Origin of the sequence: Acinetobacter sp. MYb191, from assembly GCF_037572605.1 — a bacterium.
In the GTDB taxonomy this organism is placed as follows: Bacteria; Pseudomonadota; Gammaproteobacteria; order Pseudomonadales; family Moraxellaceae; genus Acinetobacter; species Acinetobacter johnsonii.
Genome location: NZ_JBBGZP010000021.1, coordinates 319,681 through 341,426, shown reverse-complemented (window position 1 = coordinate 341,426; position 21,746 = coordinate 319,681). Strand labels below are relative to the sequence as shown.

Genomic DNA, 21,746 nt, shown 5'->3' with positions numbered 1-21,746 from the left:
ATCAGCAACAAATGTCAAAAAATAGTTGAGCCAAATTATGAGTCTGTATGCTACCCAAGATGAAAAAAAGCAAGCTGCTGCAAAAGCTGCCTTAAAGCACTTACCTAAAGGTGGCATTTTAGGGGTGGGTACAGGCAGCACCGTGAATTTCTTAATTGAACTTTTACCAGAACTTCAGCTTGAAGCGGCTGTGGCAAGTTCAGAAGCAACGGCTGAGCGCTTAAAGAAATTAGGCATTGAAGTGGTTGATATGAACTCTGTAGGCGGTTTAGATGCCTATGTAGATGGTGCAGACGAAATTGACCGTCATATGCATATGATCAAAGGTGGTGGGGCTGCACTTACTCGCGAGAAAATCGTGGCTTCAATTGCGAGAAAATTTGTTTGTATCGTTGATGACTCTAAGTGGGTAGATCAATTGGGGCGTGACTTCCCACTTCCGATTGAAGTGATTCCAATGGCTCGTTCGGCTGTGGCACGTAAAATTGTAGCGCTCGGTGGTGATCCTGCTTACCGTGAAGGCGTGGTGACGGATAACGGTAACGTGATTTTAGACGTTTATAACTTAAATATCTTAAATGCGCTTGAGCTTGAAAAAACCATTAACGACATTCCAGGTGTGGTGTGTAATGGTATTTTTGCAATCAATAAAGCAGATGTGGCAGTTGTTGCAACAGACAGCGGTATTGAAGAACGTACCGCTGTTTAATTTTAAATCTTCCCTAAGCTCTTCTTTGAAAAAGAGGGGCTAAAAGCAAAAACATTTTTATCTTATGTTTTTCTCCCTCCTTTCAAAAGGAGGGCCGGGGAGGATGATTCAATAAAAGAATAATATTAATGACCTTAGCAGACCTACCTGAAATTCAAATCACCCATCATGCACGTGCGACCCGGTTACGACTTCGTGTTGAACCGACTCAAATTCGTTTAACCGTACCTAAATTTTGTAGCAAACGGCAAATTCAGGATTTTTTAAATCAATCTGAACAGTGGATAGTTGAAACTTGGCAGAAGCAACAAGCCAGTCTGGTACAGATAGATCGAACCCTTCCCATAGAGTTGTGGTTATTTAATAGCCAAAATGCTTTAACGGTGAGCTATAAAACACAAAAAAATGCATATATTTTGGATGAGCACAATCACCAGCTTTGGATCAGTGACCGTCAGCCCGAAAGTTATTTAAAATCTTTTGTAATTGTATATGCCAAACAGCACTTGCCTATTTATTTGCAACAGATTAGTCATGAAACTGGTTTAAAATTTGCGCAATGTTCAATTCGTCAGCCCAAGACCCGCTGGGGGAGTTGTACTGCCAAACATGACATCATGCTTAACAGTGCTTTAGTGTTGTTTCCTGAAGCCATTACCCGTTATGTCTGTGTGCATGAACTCGCACATACGCAACATTTTGATCATAGTGCACGTTTTTGGGCGGAAGTTGCCAAATATGATGCCGCTTTTCAACAGCATCAAAAAACCTTGAAAACAACCGCATTGCCGTATTGGTGGGCAAGCGTTTAAAGTTAATTTTACGTGCAAAATTTAAAAATAATTTCTTCTGACCGATTGAGCGTTAGTCAAAAAATGCTCTAAACTTCATGATCTAAGGTAAACATTCCTCAATTTCAGTCCAAAGACCTCAAATGTGAATTTTACAGATATCCACTATTTTATATTAATTGTTCCAGCTTGCCTGATTTTAATGGGAAGCTTGCTTTTAATATGTCATTTTGCTTTTAGGGCTCCCTCATATTTATTGTGGCTCGGGCTTGGATATATTGTGCCTTCGTTTTCTGTGGCCGCGCAAAGTTTTATGTCGAATAAGCAGTTGGCTTTGTCGGCACCCATTTTAGGTAGTATGTATTTGTTTGGTGCATGGGCCAGCGCTTATGCCATGGGCTTAAGAAAGAATGCCAATGCACGTCCATATTGGTGTCTTGCCTTGGTCGTGATGGCTTTACTTTCACTCAGTTATTATTCCTACGTAGATGATCAACTGTGGATCAGAATGCTGATTTTGAACATTTCAATTGCATTGATTGAGTCTTTGGTTTTGTTTTCAATGTTTAAACATTATCAAGGGATTGATTTGCTCAATAAAATAGTCGACTTTTCCTACTTGTTTATTGTGCTGTATACCTTTGTTCGCGGAATCATTATTTTTCTCTTTTTAAGAAATATCGAAGCAGATATGCTAGCAAACTCAGTCTGGTGGCTGATGATGCTTGCTGCGAGCATTATCTTAAGTATGTGGTTTGCAATAGTGCTGCTCGGAACATTGGTACGCGATATTATCCATCAACTCAATGATGAGCGGCTAAGAGATCCGCTAACGCATTTATTCAATCGACGTGGGTTTAACGAAGCCGCTAAACGAAAGTTGCATCAGCTCTCTAAACAGTCTTATTTCTTGCTCATGTGTGATATTGACCATTTTAAGAAAATTAATGACACCTATGGGCATTTGGTGGGTGATCAAATTTTACAACAAGTCGGTCAAATTATTGGGCAAAACGTCCGTGATCATGACTTAGTGGGGCGTTTTGGCGGGGAAGAGTTCATTGTCTTATTGCAAATTGATGGCCCCACGCTGGCTTATAACATTGCCAATCGTATTCGTTTAGGTATTGCCGATGCACGATTATCCTCAAAAAGTATTGCCGTGACAGCAAGTTTTGGACTGGCTGCAGTATATCAACCCAACTTGAAATATGCCATACATACTGCCGATCAATTGTTATATCAGGCGAAACATTCGGGACGAAATCAGATTGGTTTTGAGCCTGCACAGAGTATATTGGATGTGTCTCATTAGGTGTCGATAGCACTAAAAACGCATAAATTCCAAGTAAAACAGTTTAGAAAGCAGAAACTTCCTGTCATACTAGGCAGTTACGAAATGGACAGTTTAAGTTTGAGGTAATACACGTGATTTCAGTTGGTATTGTCGGCGGTACAGGTTATACAGGCGTTGAATTGTTGCGTCTTTTACTACGACACCCAAATGTGCAAGTAAGCGTATTAACATCGCGTACAGAAGACGGTCGCCGTGTAGATGATATGTTCCCAAGCCTACGTGGACATACCGAACTCAAATATTCAGATTTGAATATCGATGAACTGAAAAAATGTGATGTGGTGTTCTTTGCGACACCGCATGGCGTTGCCATGAAGCATGCCGAAGAGTTGGTGGCTGCAAATACTAAAGTGATTGACCTTGCCGCAGACTTTCGTTTACAAGACTTAGAACAGTTTGAAAAATGGTATGGTATGCAGCATGCGTGCCCTGAACTACTGAAAGACTCGGTTTATGGTTTGTCAGAATTAAACCGTGAGCAGATTAAACAAGCCAATGTCATTGGTAACCCTGGTTGTTATCCAACAACAGTACAACTGGGTTTAGCGCCGTTATTTAAGCAAAACGATACATTAGTTAAACCTGAAAGCATTATTATTGATGCAAAATCGGGTGTGTCTGGTGCAGGCCGTAAAGCCAGCCTTGGTATGATCTATTCTGAAAATGCTGATAATTTCAAAGCTTATGGCGTTGCAGGTCACCGTCATCATCCTGAAATTGTGGAAGCGTTGGAAAATATTTCAGGCTTAAAAGAGGTGTTTAACCACATTTTGTTTGTTCCGCATTTGGTGCCAATGATTCGTGGCATGCTGAGCACGATTTATGTGGACTTAACCGATGCGGGGGAAGCTGCTGATGTGCAAAGTTTATATGAACAGTTTTATGCCAATGAAGCTTTTGTCGATGTGATGCCTGCGGGAAGTTCACCAGAGACACGTTCTGTGCGGGGTGCAAATCAACTACGTATTGCACTGTATAAACCACAACCGAAAAAGTTGGTGGTCATTTCTGTACAAGACAATTTGGTTAAAGGGGCAGCAGGTCAGGCCGTTCAAAACATGAACTTAATGTTTGGATTTGCTGAAACTGCAGGCCTAGACGGAATTGGTTTATTACCATAAAAAACGTTTTAAAACTTCACACACATTTAGATTTCGATTTAAATGTGTGTTTTGAATTGAATCAAAATAAGAGATGACGATGCCGAACACTGACACAAATATGACGTCACAACAGCATGAACCTGCAAAGCCGTTTTTACAGACCAATAAGCCCTTGGCAATTGGTGCTGCAATATTGATGGTTGCAAGTGGGGTATTGGGCTATACCGTCGGACATCGTCAGGGTTTAACAGTGGTAGGTTTTGATGCAGATGCTGAGCAACTGGTCGAAGTGGTACAAAAGCAAAAGACCAGTCTGGATGCTTTAAATAAAAACTATAACGCTGCTGTTCAGGAGCGTGATGTTGCTGTGACCAATTCAAATGAGCTGTATTTGTCATTGCAAAAAGCTCTGGATCAACAAGCGCAATCTGAAACCACTGCTGTGATTTACCGTGAGGTTTTACGTCAACGCGGCGGTATTCCACTGGCTGTGCAGCATATTGCGATTAAACCGTTGCCTGAAAATGCATTTGAATATCAACTTGACTTGGTTCAAGTTAGTCCATCTAAACGTGCAGCTTCAGGTACCGTTGAACTCCGACTCATTCGTGGCACAGAGGTCTTAGTTGTGCCTCTTGAAGACAAAAACTTTAACTTTGAAAACTATGAGCGTTTAACAGGGCGTTGGACGATGCCTAAAGGCTTTACGCCACAGTTTATCGAAGTCCGTTTAACAGGTAGCACACCAGTGACACGACGCTTTAGTTGGTCACGTGGTGAAGCCGTAGAAAGTCAATCAGCATTTGTCTCTGAAATCCCTCAGGCTGAGGCAAATGCACAATAATTGTGAATTGTAAGTTTATGGGTATCTCTAAGCGTTCAACGTGTTTAAATGAAATCAAGCAGTCTTTTCATGAATCTGGCTATGTCGATTGGCATATCAGCCCGCGCTTGAGCAATGATGAACCGCATGAAGAAGAAAATGGGGATGTCGCTGTTCAAACCGCGCCACCAGAACTTAAGCGTCCTCCACTCTATGCTGTCGTTTTAATGAACGATGACTACACCCCAATGGACTTTGTTATTGAAATTTTACAACAATACTTTGCTTTGAATCTTGACCAAGCCACTCAAGTAATGCTAACTGTACATTATGAAGGAAAAGGTGTTGCAGGCGTTTACCCGAGAGACATCGCGGAAACAAAAGCAAACCAAGTCAATAATTACGCTCGGTCTCAAGGTCATCCTTTACTTTGTCAGATTGAGCCGAAAGATTAAGGGGGTTCCATGCTCAGTCGTCAATTAGAAGTATCCTTACGTTTGGCTGTTAGTATGGCTCGACAAAAGAGACATGAATTCCTAACCGTTGAACATTTATTATTGGCTTTACTCGATAATGATTCGGCCGTAAATGCATTGAAAGCCTGTGGTGCAGATATTATTGTGCTTCGCAAAGAGCTTGAAGAATATGTAGAGCAGCACACTCCTAAGCTGGGCGAAAACAGTGACCAAGCTCCGCATCCAACTGAAAGTTTTGACCGTATTTTACAACGTGCAATTTTCCATGTGCAATCAAGCGGTGGTGATCGTACAGTTGAAGGCGCAGACATTTTAGTGGCGATGTACTCTGAGCGTGACTCTTTTGCAGTCTACCTCTTGAAACGTCATCAAATTAACCGTTTAACACTGACACAATACTTGGCCCACGGCACACGTAAAGACGAAGTGCAAGTGGAAGAAGAAATTGAAGATCTTGATGGTGAATCGACCAGTTCAAGCAACGCAGGCCCTTTAGAGCTGTATACAACAAACTTAAATGTTGAGGCACAAAAGGGTAAAACAGATCCTTTAATTGGTCGTGAAAAAGAAATTGAGCGCGCAGCACAAATTCTATGTCGTCGCCGTAAAAATAACCCGTTATTGGTCGGTGATCCTGGCGTCGGTAAAACATCGATTGCTGAAGGCTTAGCTTGGCTCATTGTTAATGGTAAAGCACCGAAACCATTGGCAAATGCTGAAGTGTATAGTTTGGACATTGGGGCTTTGGTAGCAGGAACCAAATACCGAGGTGACTTTGAAAAACGTTTAAAACAACTTTTGAACGCGTTGAAAAAGAAACCAGAAGCAGTTTTGTTTATTGATGAAATCCACATGATTATTGGTGCAGGCTCAAGTATGGGCAGTACGATGGATGCATCAAACTTGATTAAACCCGCTTTGGCCAATGGCTCATTGCGCTGCATTGGTTCAACCACATTCCAAGAATATCGGCAAGTCTTTGAAAAAGATCATGCATTGTCACGCCGTTTCCAAAAAATTGATGTCAATGAGCCATCTATTTCAGAAACGATTGATATTCTACGTGGTTTGAAGAGCAAGTTTGAAGATTTCCATCATGTTAAATATGATGACAAAGCTTTAATTTCTGCGGTTGAGCTGTCTGCGAAGTTCATTAATGACCGTTTCTTGCCGGATAAAGCCATTGATGTCATTGATGAAGCAGGGGCACAACGTCGTCTGAAAGCTGAACAAGATGACACCTTGATTACCGTGGAAAATATTGAAGATATCGTGTCGAAAATTGCACGTATTCCACCAAAAACTGTGTCTAAAGATGACAAGACCGTTCTTGAAAATCTTGAACGTGATTTAAAACGTGTGGTCTTTGGTCAAGATGAAGCCATTGAAGCTTTAGGCTCAGCAATTAAGCTGTCGCGTGCAGGCTTAAAATCACCAGATAAGCCTGTGGGTAGTTTTGTTTTTGCAGGTCCAACTGGGGTAGGTAAAACAGAAGTCACTAAGCAGCTTGCGAAATTACTGGGTGTTGAGCTGGTTCGCTTTGATATGTCAGAATATATGGAGCGCCATGCAGTTTCACGTTTGATCGGCGCGCCTCCAGGTTATGTCGGCTTTGACCAAGGTGGTCTGTTGACCGATGCGATTCATAAAAATCCGCACTGTGTATTATTGCTAGATGAGATTGAAAAAGCACATCCAGACGTGTTCAACTTATTGCTACAAATCATGGATCATGGTTCATTGACCGATAACAATGGTCGTAAATCTGATTTCCGTAATGTGGTGTTGGTCTTGACCACAAATATTGGTGCAGAAAGTATTTCTCGCGTGAGTATTGGTTTTATGGATCAAGACAACAGTAATGATAACCAAGATGCGATGAAAAAAGCGTTTTCTCCAGAGTTTCGTAACCGTTTGGACAGCGTGATTCAGTTTAAAGCCTTACCAACGACAGTAATTGAAAATGTGGTGGATAAGTTCTTAACTGAACTACAAGCGCAACTGGATGAGAAAAAAGTCATTCTAGAAGTGGATCAAAGTGCGCGTGAGTGGATGGCTGAAAATGGCTATGACCGTTTAATGGGCGCTCGCCCAATGCAACGACTTATCCAAGAGCATTTGAAAAAACCACTGGCTGAAATGATTCTATTTGGTGAGCTTGCAGAACATGGTGGCAATGTTGCGGTCTCTGTGAAGAATGAAAATGGTAAAGCGGTGGGTCTAAAACTTGAAGTTTTTGAAGACCAAACGGCTGAGCCTGCTTAAAGATCGCTACATAATTTAAAACCCGTGTTCGCACGGGTTTTTTATTGAAAAAAAGTATTTAACAGTTAGAAGTCATAAAAGTAGGTTGCATGGATATTCAATTGACGAAAGTTTTAAGTACATTTGTACTGTTTTTGGTAACCGCTGTGATGGAAATATTAGGCTGTTATTTCCCTTATTTGATTTTAAATCAGGGAAGAAGTCATTGGTTGTGGATTCCTACAGCTTTAGCGCTAGGTGCTTTTGTATGGTTGTTGACTTTACACCCGGCTGCTTCGGGACGTATTTATGCCGCTTATGGCGGAATTTATATTTTTACCGCATTGCTATGGTTGCGTTATATTGATCAAGTATATTTATCCCGTTGGGACATAATGGGTGGGGCAGTGGTGTTGATTGGTGCGGCTATGATTATCTTACAACCGCAAGGATTGGTTCGCTAAAGTAGAGAACCAATCGCTAAAAAGGTACTATTTGATACCACAGTCTTTTTGCTTTAATTCTAAATCGTAGCTATTTTTCTCAGAGCTGAGCTGTAATTTTACAATGTAGGGGTTATGGTGTTGATATTGATGCTCGAAGAAAATATTGCAGTTTTGCACAACATTCTTTTTAATCACTTTTTGAACTTCTTTCGCACCCAAATCCTGTTCAAACTGGGCGAAATCAGGGGTAATGATCAAGCCTTTAAGCTCGGTACGGTCTGCATATAGATTGAATTGTTCAATGATAGTGTTGTTATCAATTTCAATTGGGAGGGTTCGAGAGTCTTCTGCAGTTAATACCGTTAATATTTCATTCAACGTTTCTGGTTGTTTAATTTTAAAATTTTGATCAATGATTTGTTTGGACTGTAAGTAGTCATCAAATTCTGAGGCTTGAACCTGAAAAAAAGTAGAGCTTAGGATTGTAGCAAGGCACAGGCCAGTTTTTTTGAAATGCATGGAAAGTGTCGCTTATAAAAATTATGTTCCGATTATAGCTTTGCCCGTATAAAAAAAGCACCCTTAGGTGCTTTTCGTTGGAAAATTAATTAATCTTTCTTGGCATTTTCATTGATTAAAAACTCAACCAATGCTTTTTGTGCATGTAAGCGGTTTTCAGCTTCATCCCAAACCACGGCATTTTTATGGTCGAGCATCTTTTCAGAAATTTCTTCGCCGCGATGCGCAGGTAAACAATGCATAAATAAACAATCAGGATGAGCAAGATCGATAAGACGTTCATTCACTTGATAGTCTGCAAACGCAGCTTCACGAATTTTTTGCTCTTCTTCTTGGCCCATGCTTGCCCATACATCGGTCACGATGAGGTCTGCATTTACGGCAGCATCTTCAGCTGAGTTCACCAGTTCTGCACAATGTGCAAATTCACTTAAAAATTCTGCTTTGGGTTCATAGCCTTTCGGTGCAGCAATTTTTAACTTGAAGCCCCACATATGTGCAGCTTCAATATATGAATTACACATATTGTTGCCATCACCAATCCACGCTACCGTTTTGCCTGCAATAGGCCCACGGTGTTCAACAAAAGTTTGAACATCTGCAAGTAGTTGGCAAGGGTGGTGATCATCGGTTAAAGCATTAATCACAGGAACTTTTGAATAAGAGGCAAAACGTTCAACAATGTCATGTCCAAAAGTACGGATCATCACAATATCCAACATGCTTGAAATCACGCGTGCTGAATCTTCAATCGGTTCACCACGACCCAATTGGGTGTCTCGTGGAGAGAGGAAAATTGCACTGCCACCAAACTGGCTCATGCCTGCTTCGAACGATACACGGGTACGGGTGCTCGATTTTTCAAAAATCATACCCATGACTTTACCAACAAACGGTTGGAATACTTCGCTGTTGTGCTGTTTATGCTTTAGTTCGATACCGCGTTGCACAACTTGGTTCAGTTCTAAAGTAGATAAATCGCGTAAGGTAAGAAAGTGACGTAGAGCCATTGTTACTCCACAATAATTGCTGAAAACCGAAATAGGTACAGAACAACAATTAGTTGTTGGTTGGTGAAAAGAAAAAAGAGAGTCGATTAATATACTATATGCAAAGGAAATTGCAAAAAAACTAGACTTTTTGATGACCTGCTAAGAAACGATCTACACAATAATGAACATATTCTAGATTTTCTTGTTCATTTTCTTCAACATAGATGTTCATGAGTACTCGCCACTCTAATTCACGCACAATGCCAAAAAAAAGCTGGGCAGAATAATTCGGGTGTTCACATCGAATAATGCCTATTTCATCTGCTTTGGTTAAAACACAAGCCACGGCATCTTCAATATGTTTAGGTCCTTGTTTGTGAATATGAAAGGCCAACTGTGGATTACGTTGTACTTGTTCCATAATGAGTCTTAAAAAAGAGGCATTTTCTGGAAGCACAAGATGCGTTTGAATATTTAAAATGGTTTGTATTAAATAAACGCGCAAATTGTCCTTAGTGAAATCAAAAGGCATACAAATATCTTTAAAAAACAGCTCACGACGGTAGTCGCAAATTGCTGTAAAAAGACCGTCTTTATTTCCAAAATATTTGTAAATCGATGCTTTTGAACCACCCGCATGATTGACAATATCATCAAGTGAAACTGCATCGTAGCCATGTTGCAAAAACAACTCGTTTGCACTTAATAAAAATGCAAGACAGCGTTCATGACCTCGTTTTGTGTGAGGTATGTCACGTGTAAGGGGTTCTAGTTGAACTGAGTCGTGCATATAACTAACAACAGCCTAATAAATGTGGATCTCTGGTTGCTATCATAGCAAAAATATGCACACATTGTTGTTTTGGGGCTTATCTGTTTACCACTAAACCCCAATGCATGGAAGAAAATTACACAATAAAAACGTGAACCATGGGACTAAAGTTTTAGAGTGATCATTCTAAAATGTCATAGCCAATTCAGCCATTATGGCTATACTCAAAACTCGAAAATTAAAGTAAATGCCGTGGAAAGGACGATGACAGAACAAACATCTGCAGGCTTAAGATTTAGACAAGCACTGGAAGTGGAAAAACCATTACAAATTATCGGTACAGTCAATGCTTATGCAGCAATGATGGCGAAACAGGTGGGCTACAAGGCCATCTACCTTTCGGGTGCTGGTGTAGCCAACTACTCTTATGGATTGCCTGATTTAGGCATGACCAGTCTGGATAATGTTTTGGAAGATGTACGCCGCATTACCGAACGTGTAGACACCCCGTTACTGGTCGATATCGACACCGGTTGGGGTGGGGCATTTAACATTGCCCGCACTGTGAAACAAATGATTGCCGCAGGCGCAGCCGCAGTTCACATCGAAGACCAAGTAGCACAAAAACGCTGTGGCCACCGCCCCAACAAAGAAATCGTCACCCAACAAGAAATGGTTGACCGCGTAAAAGCTGCAGTCGATGCCAAAACTGATGCAAACTTTGTGGTGATGGCACGTACCGATGCCCTACAAAAAGAAGGCCTACAAGCGGTAATTGACCGTGCTTGTGCTTGTGTAGAAGCCGGTGCCGATGCGATCTTTGCCGAAGCAATGACTGACATTACCATGTACAAAACCGTCTGTGATGCAGTCGGCGTTCCAGTACTGGCCAACATCACCGAATTTGGCGATACCCCATACTACACCAAAGAACAACTGGCAGAACAAGGCATCTCGATGGTGCTGTACCCACTGTCACCGACCCGTGCTATGCAAAAGGCAGCACTGGAAGTCATGCATGCCATTCGCAATGACGGCACCCAAGTCAACGTCCTCGACAAAATGCAACAGCGCAAAGAACTCTACGAATTTCTCGATTACCACACCTTTGAAAACACATTAGACAAGCTGTTTAAACAGGAGAATTAAAAATGGCTGAAGGAAAAGTCCTCACAGGCGCAGGATTGCGCGGACAAGTCGCAGGAAAGACAGCACTATCAACCGTAGGCAAAAGCGGAGCAGGTCTAACCTACCGTGGTTATGACGTCCAAGACCTCGCTGAAAACTGCCAGTTTGAAGAAGTGGCTTACCTGATCTTCTTTGGTGAACTACCAACAGCAGCACAGCTCACCGCTTACAAGGCTAAACTTAAATCACTGCGCCAACTGCCACAAGCACTTAAAGAAGTCCTTGAGCGTATCCCAGCAGATTCACACCCAATGGATGTAATGCGCACGGGCGTATCAATGCTGGGCAACCTAGAAACAGAACAATCTTTTGCCGAACAGCAAGATGTTGCAGACCGCATTCTCGCAACCCTTCCAGCAATCATTTGCTATTGGTACCGCTTTAGCCATGATGGCGTACGCATTGAAGAAAACACCGATGACGATTCAATCGGTGCTCAATTCCTACACCTACTGCGTGGTGAAAAACCAAATGAACTGCATGAACAAGTGATGAACGTATCACTGATCCTGTATGCAGAGCATGAATTCAACGCATCGACCTTCACCGCACGTGTATGCGCATCAACCTTATCCGATATGCATTCATGCATTACCGGTGCAATTGGTTCACTGCGTGGTCCATTACACGGTGGAGCAAACGAAGCAGCGATGGAAATGATTGAAAACTGGACGTCCCCTGAAGAAGCTGAGCGAGAAATGCTGGGCAAACTGGAACGTAAAGAAAAGATCATGGGCTTTGGACATGCAATCTACAAAGACAATGATCCACGTAATGGCATCATCAAAATCTGGTCAGAGCGCTTAGCCAAAGATGTCGGTGACACGGTCCTGTACCCAGTTTCAGTCCGTTGTGAAGAAGTGATGTGGCGTGAGAAGAAATTATTCTGTAACGCAGACTTCTTCCATGCATCGGCATACCACTTCATGGATATTGCGACCAAATTATTCACACCAATCTTCGTGATGAGCCGTGTCACAGGTTGGGCGGCGCATGTGATGGAACAACGTGCGGACAACCGTATTATTCGCCCAAGTGCGGACTATACGGGGCCTGAGCTGCGTAAAGTAGTACCGATTGAAGAACGTTCAGCGGCTTAATATGAAGCTCTGATACATTATAAAAAAGTCTCTTCGGAGGCTTTTTTATATGCAATTTTTTGTTGGTGTTTTCTCATGGTTTGATTTCATATAAATATTTAATTTTAATGAAATAATTAATAAATAAAAGAATAGAGTTGCTATAATCTCGCCCGTTTATTTCTTCATTTTTATTGTAATTTACTTTATGAAACATAAGTTTTTGTGTGCATTAGCACTATTTTTGGGGTTGTCTCATTCTACTTTCGCCATGCCATTTGACCCGCTTATTGGAACATGGAAAGTGATTGATGATCGGACTGGGTATTACATTTCAGATATTGTAATTCGTAAGAATTCTAAAACATCACAATATAGCGCAGTGGTGACCAAGTACTATCCTTTGGCTGGAGCGCCTGTGAGTGATGTATGTAGTAAGTGTCAGGGTGGACTCAAGGATAAACCGATTTTTGGTATGCAAGTGCTGGATGGCTTAATGGGTGATGCAACAGGTCAAAAATTCGCAAAAGGCCAATGGCTGAATCCTCAAGATGGCCGTGTGTATAACATCAATACTGCGCAGTTAAATGCTGGTAAAGATCAGATGAAGGTACAAGCCACAGCAAAAGATGCGAAAGGTTTGAGCAACATGACATGGAAAACGCTTTAAGTCTTTTGCTTGTATCTATAAAGCCATCGCACGGTCATAATGCGGTGGCTTTTTTATGGATAAAAAAGCTGGAAGGGTATTTGCTAGATTTGCTCAATCCGTATAAAAAGGAAAAATAATCTTTCGGAGTGTGTGGTCAAAGAAAATGTAATCTATTTAATCGATGAGATGTACGTCATGACAGAGAGATGATTAAGACTTGCTTAATTGATAATGATAACTATTATTATATGTTAAGCTTCAGTATCTCATGGCTGTGTATACGAAAAATGACTCATCTTTATAGAAAGATTTTTACTACTCTGCTTTCGCGAATTTTTAGCTCGTTGTTGATCTTGGGTGCCAGCTTAAGTGCTTATGCGAAACCTGAAATAAAACCTTTGCCTGCCAATATTGCAGAAATCGGTTCGGCGTATTACAGTTTTAAAGTCAAAGAATTTGCAACTACAGATCAAAATAAAACTTATCGCGTTTGGTTAGGTATTCCAAAGACAGTACAGAAGACGCAGAACGTATATGCATCGGTCTTTATGCTGGATGGAAACGCTGCGATGTCTCATCTGAATGAAGAAATACTCAAGTCTTTGTATGAAAAAGATGCCCCTGTATTGGTTGCCATTGGTTATAAAACCAATTTGCCATTTGCCACAGCTTTTCGTTCACTTGACTATACTCCAGCAGATTTATTAACCGCAAAACCCGCTCAAGACCCAAGAAATCCAGAGCGGATGAGCGGGGGAAGTACTGATTTTAGAAATGTTATTTTGAAGGATATCGCCCCTTGGGTTGAGCAAAATGTAAAGCTGGATGCGCAAAAAAGAGCGTTATGGGGGCATTCCTATGGAGGGCTTTTTGTGCTGGATAGCTTGCTCGATGGGCGTTATTTCAGCCATTTCTTTGCTGCAAGTCCATCACTTTCTTGGGCTGATGGGCGCATGATGCAAAAAATTAGAGCCGTAAAATTAGTCAAAGAGCCACAAAAACATCTATTGTTGATGGAAGGTGATCTTTTAACACATACTGGAGCACAGCAAAGCGCTAATTTTGATGCAAATGGCATTAATAAAAATAGAGAAATTTTGTCTATATTCGATCAGCAGGGCGTAGCGGCTAAATTTTTAATCTATCCAAATCTAAAGCATGGTGATGTTTTTAAGGCGTCTTTATTAGACGTGCTTTCAAATAAATTATATTGATGGTATTTAAATTATCCGAACATAAAGAAAAGCCTGAGCATAAGATCAGGCTTTTCTTTTAAACAATGTTAAACAGAATTTTGTTCCAGTAGTACTTGACCATATTGGGCGCGAAGTTCACGTTTTAGCATTTTACCCGTACCACTCAGTGGAATACTGTCGACAAAGATCACACGGTCAGGGATCTGCCATTTCGCAATTTTGTCCGTATAGTAGTCTAAAATACTTTGTTCAGTGACCGTGCTATCGGGTTTCTTCACAGCGATGACAATAGGACGCTCATCCCATTTTGGATGTTCAGCTGCAATAACGGCTGCCATAAGAATGTCTGAATGTCCCATCGCAAGGTTTTCAAGTTCAACCGATGAAATCCATTCGCCACCAGACTTAATTAAATCTTTAGAGCGGTCACTGATGCATAAGAAGCCATCTTCATCTAAAGTTGCAATATCACCTGTGTCAAACCAGCCATCGGTCGTGAGAGCAGATTCATCTTTACCAAAGTAACTGTCAATAATCCAGTGCCCTTTAATTTGTAGATTTCCAATCTGCTCACCATCGCGGGCAATTTCATGGTTGCCTTTTTCTTCATCGGTAAGACGTAAATCTACGCCAAAAGGTGGACGGCCTTGAGAAAGACGTAGCTTGAAACGCTCTTGTTCAGAGAGCTGTTGATGTTTGGCTTTAAGTTGGTTGGCAGAACCGAGTGGACTGGTTTCGGTCATACCCCATGCATGGATGGTGTCGCAGTTATAGTCATTTTTAAAGGCCGCTAACATTGATGGTGGACATGCAGAACCACCAACAACGTTACGGTTCATACTTGCCAGCTGGCTGCCTGTTTGTTTGGCTGCTGCCAGTAAACCTTGCCAAATGGTGGGTACACCCAAAGCCACAGTGACTTTATAGGTGTCAATCATATTCACTAAACTTGGCCCATCTAAGCCTGGCCCAGGCAATACAACGGTACAACCGACCATAGCTGCTGCATAAGGCGTACCCCAAGCATTGACATGGAACATGGGCACTACAGGCAACATGATGTCATTTGCAGACAGGTTTAGAGAATCGGGTAGGCTGATGGCAAAACTATGCAATATGGTAGAACGGTGGCTATATAGCACGCCTTTTGGATTTCCAGTTGTGCCCGAGGTATAGCACAAAGAGCTTGCAGTTTGCTCATCAAAACTTGGCCATGTGAACTGTTCAGACTCTTTACTGACCAAGTCATCATAAAATTTTACATCGGCAATTTTCTCTGCAATAGCGTCATCTGCGGCATCTAAACAAATAAAGTGCTCTACATGGGGTAAATGTGCTTTCACCGCAGCAATCAGTGGTGCAAAGGTTTTATCAAATAACACCACACGGTCTTGGGCATCATTGATAATAAAAATCAGTTGTTCTGGAAATAAACGTGGGTTGATGGTATGGCAAATATAGCCACTGCCAGAGATTGCATACCAAGATTCTAGGTGACGATGATTGTTCCATGCGATGGTCGCCACGCGGTCACTTTGCGAAAGTCCTAAATCTTTGAGTACATTGGCAAATCGCTTAGAGTTGGCTGCGACTTTGGCCCAGTTGGTTTCAGTGATACTGCCGTCTGTATTTTTAGAAATAATAGCTGTATCCGCATGGTAGCGTTCTGCGTGATCAATAAGATTGCTAATTAATAGCGGTTGAAACATCATACGTCCAAGCATGTATAAATATCCTTATCGTTACTTTTTTATCAAACTCTTTATTGGTTGCTCGAAACATCTGTTTTGAGCATTGATTGTATTTTTATCCTAGCTTGATCCAAATTTAAATCAAGCATTCTTTCATTCTCAGCCGCATTTTTAAAAGCGATGTAATTTAGAACCACAAGTAAATGAAAAGCATCATTTAAAAAAGTAAATGACCATTTATCACTTTATGCTGTTATTCGACAAAAGGCACTTGAAATTTATAAAAAGTATGTTTAAAACTGTGTATAGCTCATGAGATATGAGTTGTGGGTATTTCAGGAAGATATACCTATTTTAAGAAGCGAATTTTTAAAAAATCATTTACAGGAGTTAAAAATGCTTCAGTTGTTTAAAAAATTATTTTGCATCCACGTTTATGAATATGAACAAATGACTGAAATAGGGGAGCATATGGAATGCCGAAAGTGCGGTGATTCTAAAACCGACTAATCATCTTAAGAAAAAGTGAGCGTAGGCTCACTTTTTAATGCCTGTATTTTTTAATGGCTTAGTTCGACTGAATTGACGCAGAACGGCTTACAATAGCCGAATCACAGTGTTTAGCGTATTCGGATGATGACCAAAAATTTTCAAGCACAGACTTATATTGTCGATGATAATCTGAGTGATACCTTAAGCTGGCTGTGTCAGCATCAAGAGTGTTTTGATTCTTTTCACTATGACGCGATTCGACAAACCTTAACCGTACGCCATGCCAATGGTGAAGATGAGATCTTCCAAGGTGATTATCTGAATGCCAGTTATGGTATTTTAATTACGGCACATAATTTTGCTCAGTCGCCTGAACGTTAAATAGCCTGAAGGTTAAATAGATAGACATTAAAAAAGCCCCATACTGAATAAGGGGCTTTTTTGTGCTTAGTAAATCTTGGGAATTAACTTGCCATGGCATCTAGGCTAAGGTCTGCCACCGTTGGTTTTGGCTTTTCTGCCACTAAACCTAATTTGGTGAACAGTTGACGATCTTTACCTTCGCCCGCATTTGGCGTGGTCAGTAATTTCTCACCTGAGAACAATGAGTTTGCACCCGCCATAAATGCAAGTGCTTGGTCTGAGTCAGAAAGTGCTTCACGACCTGCAGATAGGCGGATATAGCTGTGCGGCATGATAATGCGCGCAACAGCAATGGTACGAATCCATTCCGTCACATCGAGTTTTTCAACATCTGCCAGTGGCGTGCCTTCAATTGGAACCAACATGTTGATTGGCACAGATTCTGGGTGAATTGGCATTGTTGCAAGCTCTTGCAATAAACCAATACGGTCTTCTTTCTTTTCACCTAGACCAACAATACCACCGCTACACACTTTCATGCCTGCTTGACGGACATATTCTAAGGTATTTAAACGGTCATCAAAGGTACGTGTACTAATAATATGTGAATAATACTCGCGTGAAGTGTCGAGGTTATGGTTGTAATAATCTAAACCTGCATCTTTTAAACGCCCAGCTTGAGACTCATTCAGCATCCCTAAAGTCATGCAAGTCTCTAAACCAAGTGCTTTCACCTCTTTAACCATTTCTAGTACATACGGCATGTCACGTTCATGTGGGTTACGCCAAGCTGCGCCCATACAAAAACGAGATGAGCCTGAGGCTAGAGCTTCTTTGGCTTCTGAAATCACTTTGTCTACAGCAATTCGCTTTTCGGCTTCAAGTTTTGAGTCATAACGTGCTGACTGAGAACAGTACTTACAGTCTTCAGGACATTTTCCTGTTTTAATCGACAGTAAAGTACTGACTTGAATTGTGTTGGCTTGGAAATGTTGGCGATGTACGGTCTGCGCTTGAAAGACGAGATCAAGAAAGGGCTGATCATACAAAGCTTCGATTTCTTCACGCGTCCAATCATTGCGTAGGTTCATAATGGCGATCCATTTTTAATTCTAACTTGTATACATCATACATTTAACGTGCCAACTTAAAAGGCATTATTGCTCAGTTTTAATAGTATCTCCCGATTATGTTTTTAATTTTATCTTTTTATGAGATTGTAAAAATAGTTGCAAAGTTGAACGTTTTTTCGGAAATTTGGCCGCAAAATTCTATTTATTTGGATTTTGAGTTACACTGAAAATGCAGCTAAATAGATAAAATAAATAAAATTATGCAAGCAAATGGTTATTTGATTGAACTTTTATTGATTGAGTCTGTTTGAAGCAAGTTTTAGTGCTTTTTCATCAGTTGCTCTTGGATGGCCCAGTCAATATGGACTTGCACAATATCGTTAAGCTCTGGGCGAGAAGCTTGTAATTGCTGCAATATTTCATCTGAAAATGGTGCATTACCTAGACCAATCGCGACGTTACGCATAAAGCTTTGGTAGCCTGTACGACGTAGGGGACTCCCTTCTGTATTTGCCATAAAAGTGTTTTCATCCCATTGCCAAAGGTCAATTAGTTGAATGTCATCCAAACCATGACGCGGATTAAAATCATCAATTGGTGTGGTTTTGGCAAAGCTATTCCACGGGCAAATGAGCTGGCAGTCATCGCAACCAAACACACGGTTACCAATACCGCGGCGTAGTTCTTCAGGAATAATGCCTTGAAACTCAATAGTTAAATAGGCAATGCATTTACGCGCATCTAATAAATAAGGCTCAACAATGGCTTGGGTCGGGCAAATATCAATACAAGCGCTACATGAACCACAGTGTTTGGTGGTGGCTTGGTCAAAAGGTAGCTCTAAAGAGGTAAAGAGCTCACCCAAAACAAAAAATGAGCCTGATGTTTTATGAATGAGTAAGGTGTGTTTACCGACCCATCCCATCCCTGCATTTTCAGCCAATGATTTTTCAAAAATGGGTGCCGAGTCTGCAAAGGGGCGAGATTCAAAATCGCCAACTTTGGCTTTGATTTTCTGAGAAAGGGTCTTTAAACGCCCACGCATGACTTTGTGATAGTCACGACCGCGTGCATAACGCGCAATGATGGCGCTATTTGGTGCAAAAGGCACAAGACGTGGTTCAGGAACGGCAACCAAATAATCCATACGCACACAAATAATGCTTTTGGTGCCCGGAACAAGCAGGGTTGGATCTGCGCGTTTTTCTAAGTTTTCAGCAAGAAAATGCATGTCACCATGATAACCAAGTTCTAAATATTTTTTAAAACGCGGCAATTCAGCTTGAGCATCTGGTTTGGCGATGACACAATCAGAAAACCCCAAAGCCAGTGCTTCAGCTTTAATCCAAGTCTTAAGCTGCTCTGGATCATATTGATCTACAGGGATTTTTGAGGAAGATGTGGATGTTGTCATAACCAAGAACAAAGGAAAAATCATGCATCAGCAAGTGTACCACAGCAGCGAGATTCAAGCATGGGAAGGGCGTTGGTTCGCGCAGCAAAATAGTGCTTATGGGTTGATGCAACAAGTCGCATGGTCAACAACTGAACATATGCTGCCTAGGCTTAAACAGCAGCAGGTCAAAAGCGTCGCAGTGTGTTGTGGTCAAGGCAACAATGCAGGTGATGGTTACTTGATTGCATCGTATCTAGCCGCGCAAGGTTATGACGTTGAAATTTATGCAGCAGCTTTGGGAGAGTCTGTATCACTACAACAAGCACATGCAGCGGCCGTGAAAAAGGGAATAATGATTCATACAGGATTTGCTTTTCAACGTCCTTATGATGCGCATATTGATGCTTTGTTTGGCATTGGGTTAAACCGTGAACTCAGTTCAGACTGGCAGGCGGTTATTCGACAGATCAATAGACAAACAGGTTTAAAAATTGCGGTTGATATTCCGAGTGGTTTACAGGCTAACACGGGGCAAGCTTTACCTTGTGCCGTTGTCGCCGATTATACCTTTACGGCTCTGGGCTTGAAGGCTGGTTTATTTACTGGCCAGGGTAAAGCTTATGCAGGAGTCGTTGAGCTTATTTAGGTACTTCCCGTAGACAGTGCTTTAAAACCTTTAGCTTCGCTTGCTCCACAGCATATGCACCTTGTACCGCGTCAAGCCTTTGGGCATAAAGGAAGCTATGGGCACGTACTGGTGATTGGGGGACATGCACAGATGGGTGGTGCGGTGATGTTAGCCGCTGAAGCTGCCTTTCATGCGGGTGCTGGCAAGGTGACCGTGGTATGTGATGCAAAACACCATACTGCAATTTTAGCTCGTGCACCCAATATTATGCTGCGCGATATTAACCAAATGTCGCTCCAAGAGCGTGAAGCATTGGTGGCACATGTGGATGCAGTCAGTTTTGGTATGGGCTTGGGAAGAAACTCGTGGGCTCAGCAGCAGTTTGATGCATGGTTTCCACTCATTCAAAACAGTGCTTTACAGGTGGTATTGGATGCGGATGCTTTATGGTTTTTGGCTGAAAAGCCAGTAAAACTCGGTGAGCAGGTGTACGCAACACCGCATCCTGGGGAGGCCGCGACTTTACTTGGTATGAGTACCTCAGCGGTGGAGTCCGACCGTATTGCAGCTATTTATGCCTTACAAGAAAAATATGCAGGACAATGGGTGCTTAAGGGTTCGGGAAGCTTGATTTTAGATACGCAACTTTGGATTTGTACCGCAGGTAATCCAGGGATGGGAACAGGTGGAATGGGTGATGTATTGGCAGGCATGATTGCCAGTTTAAAAGCACAGTTGCAAGATGATATTGCGTTACATCAAATTGTGACCTTACATGCCCAAGCAGGTGACCTTTTGGCTCAGCAAGGTGAGCGTGGTTTACAAGCGCAGCAAATGAGTCAAGCTATTTATACGGTCGTGAACCGAGAGCATACAGTATGAAAGCAGTAAAACTGACCATATCGGGAAAAGTTCAGGGTGTTGGATATCGACGTTGGTTTGCACAATATGCTGTTGCTTTAGGTTTAAAGGGTTATGTACAGAATCTGGCTTCAGGTGTAGTTGAAGCGTTGCTTTTGGGTGATGATGGTGTGGTTGCCGAACTGGTAAATCGTGCTAAAGTCGGGCCAACTCATGCGGTAGTCACGGATGTGGTCATCGTAGAACTGGCTTCAGAACAGCAAACATTTACAGATTTTCAAATACGTCGTGAATGGTCAAGTATGCAAAAATAAAAAAAGGGCGAAAGTTTAACTTTCGCCCTTTTTTCTAAGATGTTAAATCTTAGTGGTGGTGACCACCAGCACCGTGCGCATGGCCGTGCTGTAATTCTTCTTCAGTTGCATCGCGGATTTCTACGATTTCAACTTCGAAAGTTAAGTCTTGACCAGCAAGTGGGAAGTTCGCATCAACAATTACGTTTTCGCCTTCAACTGCTTTTACAGTTACGATTTGAACGCCATCATCAGTTTGAGCTTGGAACTGCATACCCGCTTGGATGTTGTCTACGCCTTGGAACATTTGCGCTGGAACTTCTTGAACGAGTTCAGGGTTGTATTCGCCATAACCTTCAGCAGCAGGAACAGTAACAGTGAATTTTTCACCTACAGTTTTGCCTAGCAATGCATTTTCTAAACCTGGGATGATGTTACCTGCGCCGTGCAAATATGCAAGTGGTTCACCTTGTGATTGGTCTAGCGTTTCGCCTTCAGCGTTAGTCAATTTGTAGTTGAAAGAAACCACGTGATCATTTGCGATAGCAGTCATGTTTTTCGTCCATTCATTTAGAATTTAAGGGGTATATCATAAAGTGAAA

21 protein-coding genes and 1 pseudogene are annotated in these 21,746 nt (G+C 41.7%); 15 read left to right on the top strand and 7 right to left on the bottom strand.

What is annotated here, in order from left to right; translation table 11 throughout:
- The first annotated feature begins 37 nt into the window (after positions 1 to 37).
- From rpiA to WH214_RS15340, 8 genes are all read left to right on the top strand, one after another.
- Complete coding sequence (gene rpiA / locus WH214_RS15375; RefSeq protein ID WP_004696685.1) at positions 38 to 709, top strand: ribose-5-phosphate isomerase RpiA; 672 nt, start codon at positions 38 to 40, stop codon at positions 707 to 709.
- A 128-nt stretch (positions 710 to 837) separates the two neighbouring features.
- Positions 838 to 1,521, top strand: coding sequence for a YgjP family zinc-dependent metalloprotease (locus WH214_RS15370; protein WP_339993711.1), 684 nt, complete (start codon positions 838 to 840; stop codon positions 1,519 to 1,521).
- A gap of 259 nt (positions 1,522 to 1,780) precedes the next feature.
- A complete protein-coding gene (locus WH214_RS15365) occupies positions 1,781 to 2,815 on the top strand; it encodes a GGDEF domain-containing protein (RefSeq protein WP_339422562.1) in 1,035 nt (344 codons plus the stop codon).
- 107 nt (positions 2,816 to 2,922) lie between these two features.
- The gene (gene argC / locus WH214_RS15360) at positions 2,923 to 3,978 is read left to right on the top strand and encodes an N-acetyl-gamma-glutamyl-phosphate reductase (protein WP_171304193.1); all 1,056 of its coding nucleotides are present in this window, start codon (positions 2,923 to 2,925) and stop codon (positions 3,976 to 3,978) included.
- A gap of 79 nt (positions 3,979 to 4,057) precedes the next feature.
- Positions 4,058 to 4,804, top strand: coding sequence for a DUF6776 family protein (locus tag WH214_RS15355; RefSeq protein ID WP_339422563.1), 747 nt, complete (start codon positions 4,058 to 4,060; stop codon positions 4,802 to 4,804).
- 17 nt (positions 4,805 to 4,821) lie between these two features.
- Positions 4,822 to 5,238: an ATP-dependent Clp protease adapter ClpS gene (clpS, locus tag WH214_RS15350; RefSeq protein WP_004981811.1), complete on the top strand. Its 417-nt coding sequence runs from the start codon at positions 4,822 to 4,824 to the stop codon at positions 5,236 to 5,238.
- Positions 5,239 to 5,247: 9 nt separating this feature from the next.
- Complete coding sequence (gene clpA / locus WH214_RS15345) at positions 5,248 to 7,524, top strand: ATP-dependent Clp protease ATP-binding subunit ClpA (RefSeq protein WP_004981809.1); 2,277 nt, start codon at positions 5,248 to 5,250, stop codon at positions 7,522 to 7,524.
- A gap of 89 nt (positions 7,525 to 7,613) precedes the next feature.
- Positions 7,614 to 7,967: a YnfA family protein gene (locus WH214_RS15340; RefSeq protein WP_339422564.1), complete on the top strand. Its 354-nt coding sequence runs from the start codon at positions 7,614 to 7,616 to the stop codon at positions 7,965 to 7,967.
- Between the two features lie 27 nt (positions 7,968 to 7,994).
- On the opposite strand, the gene WH214_RS15335 is transcribed toward WH214_RS15340, so the two are convergent.
- The 3 genes from WH214_RS15335 to WH214_RS15325 all read right to left on the bottom strand — a co-directional run bounded on the left by WH214_RS15335 (position 7,995) and on the right by WH214_RS15325 (position 10,250).
- Positions 7,995 to 8,468: a hypothetical protein gene (locus WH214_RS15335; RefSeq protein WP_010326947.1), complete on the bottom strand. Its 474-nt coding sequence runs from the start codon at positions 8,466 to 8,468 to the stop codon at positions 7,995 to 7,997.
- An 89-nt stretch (positions 8,469 to 8,557) separates the two neighbouring features.
- Positions 8,558 to 9,478 (bottom strand): ornithine carbamoyltransferase, encoded by a 921-nt coding sequence (gene argF, locus WH214_RS15330; protein WP_339422565.1) that lies wholly within the window; start codon positions 9,476 to 9,478, stop codon positions 8,558 to 8,560.
- A 121-nt stretch (positions 9,479 to 9,599) separates the two neighbouring features.
- Entirely contained in the window at positions 9,600 to 10,250 is a 651-nt protein-coding gene (locus tag WH214_RS15325; RefSeq protein WP_005401081.1) for a TetR/AcrR family transcriptional regulator, read from the bottom strand.
- A gap of 246 nt (positions 10,251 to 10,496) precedes the next feature.
- On the opposite strand from WH214_RS15325, the gene prpB reads away from it, so the two are divergent.
- From prpB to WH214_RS15305, 4 genes are all read left to right on the top strand, one after another.
- The gene (prpB, locus tag WH214_RS15320; RefSeq protein WP_218288903.1) at positions 10,497 to 11,381 is read left to right on the top strand and encodes a methylisocitrate lyase; all 885 of its coding nucleotides are present in this window, start codon (positions 10,497 to 10,499) and stop codon (positions 11,379 to 11,381) included.
- A gap of 2 nt (positions 11,382 to 11,383) precedes the next feature.
- Positions 11,384 to 12,520, top strand: coding sequence for a bifunctional 2-methylcitrate synthase/citrate synthase (gene prpC / locus WH214_RS15315; RefSeq protein WP_004696709.1), 1,137 nt, complete (start codon positions 11,384 to 11,386; stop codon positions 12,518 to 12,520).
- Between the two features lie 187 nt (positions 12,521 to 12,707).
- Positions 12,708 to 13,169 (top strand): DUF2147 domain-containing protein, encoded by a 462-nt coding sequence (locus tag WH214_RS15310; RefSeq protein WP_339422566.1) that lies wholly within the window; start codon positions 12,708 to 12,710, stop codon positions 13,167 to 13,169.
- A 269-nt stretch (positions 13,170 to 13,438) separates the two neighbouring features.
- Positions 13,439 to 14,365 carry an alpha/beta hydrolase gene (locus WH214_RS15305; RefSeq protein WP_339422567.1) on the top strand — a complete coding sequence of 309 codons (927 nt, stop codon included), beginning with the start codon at positions 13,439 to 13,441 and terminating at the stop codon, positions 14,363 to 14,365.
- Positions 14,366 to 14,433: 68 nt separating this feature from the next.
- Here the strand turns inward: WH214_RS15305 and WH214_RS15300 are convergent, their stop codons facing one another.
- The gene (locus WH214_RS15300; protein WP_339422568.1) at positions 14,434 to 16,071 is read right to left on the bottom strand and encodes a long-chain-fatty-acid--CoA ligase; all 1,638 of its coding nucleotides are present in this window, start codon (positions 16,069 to 16,071) and stop codon (positions 14,434 to 14,436) included.
- A 603-nt stretch (positions 16,072 to 16,674) separates the two neighbouring features.
- Between WH214_RS15300 and WH214_RS15295 the strand changes: the two genes are divergently transcribed.
- A complete protein-coding gene (locus WH214_RS15295; RefSeq protein ID WP_339422988.1) occupies positions 16,675 to 16,911 on the top strand; it encodes a hypothetical protein in 237 nt (78 codons plus the stop codon).
- A gap of 83 nt (positions 16,912 to 16,994) precedes the next feature.
- Here the strand turns inward: WH214_RS15295 and bioB are convergent, their stop codons facing one another.
- Both bioB and queG read right to left on the bottom strand, forming a co-directional pair.
- On the bottom strand, positions 16,995 to 17,984 hold the full coding sequence (gene bioB, locus WH214_RS15290; RefSeq protein WP_004981788.1) for a biotin synthase BioB: 990 nt from the start codon (positions 17,982 to 17,984) through the stop codon (positions 16,995 to 16,997).
- A 301-nt stretch (positions 17,985 to 18,285) separates the two neighbouring features.
- Entirely contained in the window at positions 18,286 to 19,380 is a 1,095-nt protein-coding gene (queG, locus tag WH214_RS15285) for a tRNA epoxyqueuosine(34) reductase QueG (RefSeq protein ID WP_339422569.1), read from the bottom strand.
- Positions 19,381 to 19,402: 22 nt separating this feature from the next.
- Here queG and WH214_RS15280 point away from each other — a divergent pair.
- Positions 19,403 to 20,872, top strand: a pseudogene (locus tag WH214_RS15280) (NAD(P)H-hydrate dehydratase).
- On the top strand, positions 20,869 to 21,165 hold the full coding sequence (locus WH214_RS15275) for an acylphosphatase (RefSeq protein WP_339422571.1): 297 nt from the start codon (positions 20,869 to 20,871) through the stop codon (positions 21,163 to 21,165). Before WH214_RS15280 ends, WH214_RS15275 begins: the two are co-directional and overlap by 4 nt.
- 49 nt (positions 21,166 to 21,214) lie before the next feature.
- Here WH214_RS15275 and slyD read toward each other — a convergent pair whose 3' ends face one another.
- Positions 21,215 to 21,697 carry a peptidylprolyl isomerase gene (slyD, locus tag WH214_RS15270; protein ID WP_004696728.1) on the bottom strand — a complete coding sequence of 161 codons (483 nt, stop codon included), beginning with the start codon at positions 21,695 to 21,697 and terminating at the stop codon, positions 21,215 to 21,217.
- Between the last annotated feature and the right edge of the window lie 49 nt (positions 21,698 to 21,746).